Origin of the sequence: Limnospira sp. (assembly GCF_051859755.1) — a bacterium.
In the GTDB taxonomy this organism is placed as follows: Bacteria; Cyanobacteriota; Cyanobacteriia; order Cyanobacteriales; family Microcoleaceae; genus Limnospira; species Limnospira fusiformis.
Genome location: NZ_JBIMLI010000058.1, coordinates 22,079 through 28,088, shown reverse-complemented (window position 1 = coordinate 28,088; position 6,010 = coordinate 22,079). Strand labels below are relative to the sequence as shown.

The 6,010-nt window shown below is 43.4% G+C and carries 6 protein-coding genes; 4 read left to right on the top strand and 2 right to left on the bottom strand.

Features of this window, described 5'->3' with window-relative positions; genetic code table 11:
- Positions 1-372 precede the first annotated feature (372 nt).
- The 4 genes from ACTIE0_RS12120 to ACTIE0_RS12105 all read left to right on the top strand — a co-directional run bounded on the left by ACTIE0_RS12120 (position 373) and on the right by ACTIE0_RS12105 (position 5,096).
- Positions 373-564 (top strand): hypothetical protein, encoded by a 192-nt coding sequence (locus ACTIE0_RS12120; protein ID WP_006670728.1) that lies wholly within the window; start codon positions 373-375, stop codon positions 562-564.
- A 772-nt stretch (positions 565-1,336) separates the two neighbouring features.
- Entirely contained in the window at positions 1,337-2,161 is an 825-nt protein-coding gene (locus ACTIE0_RS12115) for an SDR family NAD(P)-dependent oxidoreductase (protein ID WP_006624548.1), read from the top strand.
- Between the two features lie 180 nt (positions 2,162-2,341).
- A complete protein-coding gene (locus tag ACTIE0_RS12110) occupies positions 2,342-2,734 on the top strand; it encodes a DUF1622 domain-containing protein (RefSeq protein ID WP_006624549.1) in 393 nt (130 codons plus the stop codon).
- Positions 2,735-3,284: 550 nt separating this feature from the next.
- Entirely contained in the window at positions 3,285-5,096 is a 1,812-nt protein-coding gene (locus ACTIE0_RS12105; RefSeq protein WP_006670729.1) for an ABC transporter ATP-binding protein, read from the top strand.
- A 51-nt stretch (positions 5,097-5,147) separates the two neighbouring features.
- Here the strand turns inward: ACTIE0_RS12105 and ACTIE0_RS12100 are convergent, their stop codons facing one another.
- Both ACTIE0_RS12100 and ACTIE0_RS12095 read right to left on the bottom strand, forming a co-directional pair.
- Complete coding sequence (locus ACTIE0_RS12100) at positions 5,148-5,630, bottom strand: pentapeptide repeat-containing protein (RefSeq protein WP_006624552.1); 483 nt, start codon at positions 5,628-5,630, stop codon at positions 5,148-5,150.
- A 94-nt stretch (positions 5,631-5,724) separates the two neighbouring features.
- Positions 5,725-6,009 carry a hypothetical protein gene (locus tag ACTIE0_RS12095; protein ID WP_006670730.1) on the bottom strand — a complete coding sequence of 95 codons (285 nt, stop codon included), beginning with the start codon at positions 6,007-6,009 and terminating at the stop codon, positions 5,725-5,727.
- Position 6,010: the final 1 nt, after the last annotated feature.

Here is a 6,010-nt window from a genome sequence, read left to right as displayed (position 1 = left end):
ACCTCCACCCAACCTATAATAATTAACAATTAATAATTAATAATTAATAATTTTAGCCATGTAGGTTGGGTGAAACGTAGTGAAACCCAACATAACTGAGAGATGGTGGCGTTGGGTTTCGTGACCTCCACCCAACCTACTCAAATGGGGGAAAAAGGCGATACTGAGAGATGGTGGCTCGATGTTTGGTGACTTTCATGAGTCCTGGTCTTGGGGTTTTAGTTTTTTACATTTTGACCCATTCTGATATTAACGAGTTGAGAATGCCAATAAAATGTTGCAATGTTTCCTTGATGTTTCCTATGTTTCCATTTTTTAACAATTGACGTGGAGTGATGCAGCTCTGAAAGCAACATCTACAATAGTGAAATCATGGGTAGATTAAGGATTTTCCGTGGCGATCGCATATACCGGGGGTACTTACCATTGGAGGAGGTGAATGGGATAGCACAGGAAATTAGGGCGCGTTCATTTGGTCACTCAGTAACGATTACAGCCCTTTCAGTAATCATGCAATACGCTCTCGCTCGTCCCGGTCCCCCCTGGGATGCAGATTTAGGGTGAGGGTAATGTTTAGTGCGATTTCCCGGCTGTATTTTTCGCACTAACAGCATACTCTTTAGCTTTCATCGCCAAGGGGAAGGGAAAATTGGCGAAATAAGGCCAGCGATTTCTTAAATTGTGAACAGGCATTAGCCAGGTTATCCTGAAACCTGCAACCTGTAACGGTTGTGGTTTTTTTTGTTGTGGCGCGCCACTTTTTTCTCATAATACCTCGCGCCTTACTCTCTCGAGTATTGCCCCGAATGGTATTACTACATCAGTGTTTGGAGGCGATCGCTACTTTTTACTCCCATTACTCAGATCCTCTGTTACCATCGGCGATCGCCTGCTGACAATTACTCTAAAACTCCCTACAGTAAAGGTTTTGCCAGATTGTAAAGAAATGTTAAAGCGTTTTTTATTAAAAAATGTTGCACAAACTTGATTTGGTTGCTAAAGTGTGCATAGCGAACAATAGTAAGTAAAAAAGAGAAAGTAAAAAGGAGAACTGTGAGCTATGTTGTACGCTACCGTGACCTGTGATGTATCCTCAGTCAGCAACTGAGTTGAAGCCTCGATTCGTTCATATCATCATCAGCAAACTGAGTATGAGCTATCAATCAGCAAACTTTCCGCTCCAGAAACGAGAGCTAACCCAGAGGGATTTTGTTGTTCTTCACAATTTTAGCGTCCGCCTGGGTTGAACAGAATTTAGTCCAATCAATTGATTTAGCCGCCACTGTAGTGGAGTCCTAGTGTCCTGGCGGTATTTCACCACAGACAGGAGATTTTTATGAATATCCAAGGTATTACAGCCCTAATTACAGGGGCTTCCCGTGGTATCGGACGAGCGATCGCCCTAGAGTTAGCCCGCAATGGCGTGGGTCGTCTGTTATTAGTCGCCCGCGATCGCCAAAAATTAGCAGAATTGGCAGCAGAACTCAGCGACATGGAAGTAGAAGTGATCACCCTCGCCCTAGATCTCACACAACCCACAGAAGTCAATATCGCCTTAGCCCAAGCATGGCGAACTCACGGCCCCATTGATTTATTAGTGAACTGCGCCGGGGTCGCCCATCAAACCCCCTTCTTGAAATCTAAATTACCCCAAGTCCAAGAAGAACTATCCCTAAACCTGATGGGACTTTACACAGTCACCCGTGCGATCGCCCGACGTATGGCCACCCGAAACCAAGGAACCATCGTCAATGTATCCAGTCTCATGGGCAAAATCGCCGCCCCCACCATGTCCACATACTCAGCCACTAAATTCGCCATCCTAGGCTTTACCGAGGCACTAAGGTCTGAATTAGCCCAACACAATATCAAAGTTATGGCTTTACTTCCCACCCTCACCGATACAGACATGACCCGCCACCTGCAACTATTTCGCTGGGTCACTCCCATGACCCCCCAACAGGTTGCCCAAGTGTTAATTATCGGACTGCGGAAAGACTCCCCAGAAATTCTGGTAGGGTGGCAAAGTCACCTAGCCGTTTGGTGTCGTCGCATTGCCCCCTGGGTAATGAACAAAGTCTTAAAAATGGCATCTCCCCTTTCTCGGAATTATCCCGAGTCTCCCACAGCTTGGCGGCGAGTAGGTGCTGCTTCCCGCTAACCTCTCATTGCACAATGGATAATTAATCATCTGGTAGGGGCGGGTTCCGCAGTTAATTCGATTTCTGAAAAATCATATTACTAAACCCCCCCTATCCCATACTGATCATAATTCTGACAGTCACAGCATCTTCTTTGCTAGAATTATTGACTGTTCATTCTCATTTGAGCAATCATCAACATGATGTTAAACGGTCTAGCCACTGAACTTTCAGGCATTGTAGTTTCCTTGAATGGAATTTTAACAGGATTTTGTCAACTGTTGGCACTGTTTGTAATTGCCATTGGCGTGACCCGTGCTTTAGTGATTTTTATTAAAGATGCCTTATTTAAAGGTCAGGCTACCGAAGCCTTTCAACGAGGCCGTTTAGTCATGGGTTATTCATTTTCCCTAGCCCTCAGTTTTTTAATTGGAGCCACTATTTTAAAAACCATGATTTCTAGCCGTTGGGATGATATCGCCCGGTTAGCTGCTATTATTGCCGTGCGAACTGTCCTAAATTATCTACTACTTCAGGCAATTAGCAAGGCAACTCCAGAAGTTGAACAAATTAGCACTCCCGCCGAAACTTAATCAAAAACTACAGATAATCTCACCAGAAAAAACCTGTCAATTGCTGAGTAATCCGCCATTATGCCCGCCCTAGAGGGGACAAGCATATAGCTGACCCCCCTTGAGTCTGTCAGTCTTAAAAAGAGTAGGCTGTCTGTAATGCCCACCAAATTAGAAGGCCGATACTACCCAAAATCAGTAGTGAAGAAACAATCACAACCGTAGGGCTATCTGCTCCCTTAAACTTCATAATTCCTCTATCTAGGTCTGATGGCATATACACTTCCTCCTACTTTAAGTTTTGTTTGAGTCCAACTAAGCAGGTTGGAGATCGTCGCTCTTCACCTACCTAGATTTTACCCAAACAATAATTATACAATATCTAATGCTTGCTAGGTATAGTTTTCCCTTGACAATGCCCCCAGCCGATCGCCTACCTAGGGGAGACTGGTTAAGTTAGCTAGTCCTCCCCCCTTTGACCTCTGCCAAGACCTCTGCCAAATTGTCAGAAATCTATTATAATGGTGACTTTGATATTTTCACTGACATTAAAAACACCATTTTCGCAGTTATGGCTACTTTTCGAGAAATTTGTCAATACTATCGAGATTATCGTTTATTAGCAATTCTTAGTATCAGTGCATCGAGTTTTTTTGAACTAATTGATTTGCTAGTACCATATACGATCGGACAGATTTTAAATGTCCTGTCTGGTCAAGGTGCAGATGGCTTCATACAGTTAACAGTCACAGCGATCGCCTCCGCCACTGGGCTACCAGACCAACAGACCACAGCTTTAATCATATTACTAGGTATCATTTTTTTAGTCACCGTTATCAAAGCACCTATTCAGCCTTGGTTAGGCTCATGGTTTCACTGGTTAATCCCCCTAGCTGCGCGGCGAGACCAGCATCAGAATGCTCTCCAAAAAATCTTGACTTTACCCCTAGAATTTTACGAAGAAAATAACCCCGGTCGCATTGCTAACCGCATCACCAAAGGCATAACTAACCATACCTGGACTTACCCAGAAATAGCAGGTCAATTAATCCCGAAACTCGTGCGAGTCATCGGTATTTTCATAGTGATTTTTTTCATTAAGTGGCAAATAGCCATATTTTTCTTAGTGTCTTTTGTCTTTATTCTGTCCTTTACCCTCGTCAAACTTCGACATCTCATTAGATTAGAAACCCGACTAGACAGCCATCAAGAAAACACCGAAAGTCGCAACTCGGAAATCATCACTAACATCAAAACTGTCAAAGCCTTTGCTACCGAAAATCAGGAACTTGAACGACAAAGCACTCGCCTAAACCGAGAGTTAACCGTAGTTATCCATCGCATTCACCGAGACTATGTAAAACTCGCTACCTACCAAAATACAACGGTGCAATTTTGTTTATTTATGGTATTGGGTTTTACTTTGTTTGCTACCTTTGGAGGGCAAATGTCTCTGGGGTATTTTGTGGTTACTTATACCCTCTTTAGCATGGCTTATTCTGAACTAACTCCCATTAGTTTATTGGCGGAAGTTTTTGCGCGACGCTATTCTTCTATGGTGCGTTTTTATGAGTTTATGCAGTTGAAAGAGGGACAAGATGCCATCAAATTAAACTCGGAAAATCATCAGGTATCCTATCACTTTAAGGGTAAAGTTGAATTGCAAAACTTAACCTTTGGCTATATCCCAGAAAAACCAGTTTTGCAGGATATTAACCTGTTTATAGAACCCTGTCAAACTGTCGCGCTGGTGGGTCATTCCGGTTCCGGTAAGTCTACCTTGGTCAAGCTATTATTTCGCTACTTTGAACCATTACAGGGTCGCATTTTAATCGATGGTGAAAATATCCAAGATTTGGATGTGACCGCCTATAGGCGACGTTTAGCTATCGTTCATCAAGATGTTGATATCTTCAATGGAACCTTGTTAAATAACCTCACCTATGGCAACCCTAACGCTACCCTAGATGAAGTTAACGAAGCCTGTAAAATTGCCCGAGCCGATGAGTTTATTAATCAACTTGATAAGGGTTATTATACTACTGTGGGAGAACGAGGAATGCGCCTGTCTGGGGGGCAAAAACAGCGGTTAGGTATTGCTAGGGCATTGTTAGTCAATCCTGATATCTTGATTTTTGATGAAGCTACTTCTAGCTTGGATTATGAATCAGAACGTTCCATTCAAATAGCCATGCAAAATATTCTGGGAACTCGGACTACAATTATTGTGGCTCACCGTCTCAGTACCATTCGGGAAGCTGATAAAATTGTGGTATTAGATCATGGTAAAATTGTCGAGATCGGTAGTCATGATGAGTTACTTAATCACCGGGGAATTTATCGGAGATTACACGCACTCCAAGAAACTGGGGACGTGATTTGAGTAGAAGGGGGCGAAAATTAGCCCCCCCTTTAACAAGAGCTTTAATCACTATTAACAGGGACCCTCTGAACCGTCTGGCATAATCGCGCCACAAAAGGTCGCCCCCTCTAATCTAGCATTATTTAAGTTGGCATTATTCAAATTAGCCTGATCTAAATTAGCACCTTCCAGAAAGGCGCGATACATATCTGACCAGGATAAGTCACTATTAGAAAGGTTAGCTTGTCTAAGGGTGGTGCTGTGTAACCTGGCATCCCGCAGGTCTGCACCTGCTAAATTTGCGCCAATTAGGTTGGCTGAACTTAGATCCGCACCTCTTAATTTTGCCCCCCGCAGGTCACTATTTTGCAAATTAGCACCTATGAGAGCCGCGCCGTCTAGTTCGGCTTCCTGTAGGTTGGCTCCACTGAGATCGCACTGCTGACACTGTTTGGTATTTAGCAATTGTTGGATGTCTCGGGGTCGGGCGGCGATCGCCTCAATTCCTAACCCTATTACAGCCAGAAGACCGGGAACAATAACTATTAATTTCATCGAAAACCTGACCAATACTAGCCCGACTTTGACATCATACTATATTATATAGGGGGCTAACTCATGTTAAATCTATTAGCCCCTTTTATTGATTTCAATAGGCTACAGTCATGTTAACATATTTACTAACTACGGTAATCACCTCCTGATAGTTTTTGAATAAACGGTAGGTTGATAGGCTACCATTTACAAACATTGGTAGGGCGGGAGTTGGCATTAATGTGGTGATAAATGTATTCACAATGCACCACAAAATTACCAGGGTAATGCAGCCGATCGCTCCAATTATCACTAGGTCACTGCTTTTTAGTCGCAGGAAACCTATGTACGTCGCCTGTCCAGGCAGCGTCATTAAAGACAGGGGTATTTTAGGTGTCATC